This is a genomic window from Xanthomonas sp. SHU 199 (assembly GCF_000364665.1).
Lineage (GTDB): Bacteria > Pseudomonadota > Gammaproteobacteria > Xanthomonadales > Xanthomonadaceae > Xanthomonas_A > Xanthomonas_A sontii.
Genome location: NZ_AQOI01000304.1, coordinates 1 through 1483, shown reverse-complemented (window position 1 = coordinate 1483; position 1483 = coordinate 1). Strand labels below are relative to the sequence as shown.

Annotated in this window: 1 protein-coding gene; it reads right to left on the bottom strand. The window is 73.6% G+C overall.

What is annotated here, in order from left to right:
* A partial coding sequence (locus D183_RS0111075) for a glycosyltransferase family 2 protein (RefSeq protein WP_017909048.1) occupies positions 1-1483 on the bottom strand: 1483 nt, incomplete at both ends.

The window sequence follows — 1483 nt, the reverse complement described above, 5'->3', positions numbered from 1 at the left end:
TGGCTGAGCCCGCCGGCCCAGCCGACCCGTGGCTTGGCCGAGGTGGATGCCGCCGGCGGCGCCAGCGCGCCCCACAGCTGCGGCTCCAGCCGGTTGCGCACCACGCGGATGTCGCCGTGCAGGCCGGCCAGCGCCTCGGCCAGGTCCGGCGTGGAGACGGTGACCCGGTCCACCAGCGTGGCGGCGCGCCGCAGCGAGCGCAGCACGTCCTTGGGCATGTGCTCGCGATGCGCGCTCTTCAGCGGCAGGTTCGGCAGGTAGTCGTCCAGCTCGTAGACCATGAAGGCAGGGCCGAACCGGCGCATGCGTTCCATCCGCGCCAGTTCCGCGTCGCCGACCCGGCGCTGCAGCACCACCACGTCGGCGCCGATGCGCTGCAGCTCCACCGGATCGAGCAGGCGCGCGTAGTACACGCCGTCGATCTGCGCGGCCGCGGCCAGCGCCTGGAATGGCTGGATCACCCGGTACTGGCCGCTGCCGAAGGTGTCGCCGGGATGGGCCAGCACCCGCGGCAGCGGTTTCCAGGCCAGCGGCTGCCAAGAGAATTCGGACTCGGTCAACTGGAAACCGCCGGGCTGGTCCAGGCCCAGGCTCGGCGAATACGCCGGATCCTGCGCCAGCGCCGGCAGCCAGCGCTGCAGCAGCGCCTCGTCGGCCGCCTCGCTGCGCGTGGCCTGGGCCGGCTGCAGCAGCAGCGCCTGCGGCGTCCACACGGTCCAAGCGCCCGTCGCCGCGGCGCGCAGGCACAGGTCCACGTCGGCGCCGCCGGCGGCGAAGCCGGCCGCGTCGAAGCCGGACAGGTGTTCGAACAGCGCCCGCCGCACCAGCAGGCAATGCGCCGACACCGCGCTGTAGCGGTGTGCCACCTGCAGCCGGCCCATGTAGCCCGGCTGCGCCATCGCCTCGCCGGCGAAGGCGTGGCCGGCGCCGGCCAGCAGGCCCGGCAGCAGGCCGGCATGGGTGATGCGGCCGTCGGCGGACACGCCCTTGGCGCCGACGATGCCGACTTCGGGCCGCTGCGCGTGGTTCATCAGCGCGTGCAGCCAGCCGTCCTGCACCGCGGCGCTGTCGGCGTCCAGGAACAAGAGGTACTCGCCTTGCGCCTGGGTGGCGGCGAGGTTGTGCGCCTCGGCCTGGCACACCCGCTGTTCCAGCGCGAACACGCGGATGCGGCCGTTGCCCAGTTCGGCCACGGCCTGCATCCACGCGGTGATCTCCGGGGCGTGGCTGGCGTTGTCCACCAGCAGCAATTCATAGGCGGGGTAGGCGGTCTGTTCGAGCAGGCTGACCACCGCGCGCTGCAGTGACGGCAGATTGTCCTGCGCCAACAGCACGATCGAGACCGGTGGCTGCGCGGGGTGGCCGTAGTCGATGCGGAACAGGCCGCCCGGCAACGGCTCGACCGTGGCCTGCGGATAGCCGCGGGCCTGCAGGTGCGCGGCGATCGCGCGCTGGCGCGCCGGGCCGCCGGCCTCGGCGCTGG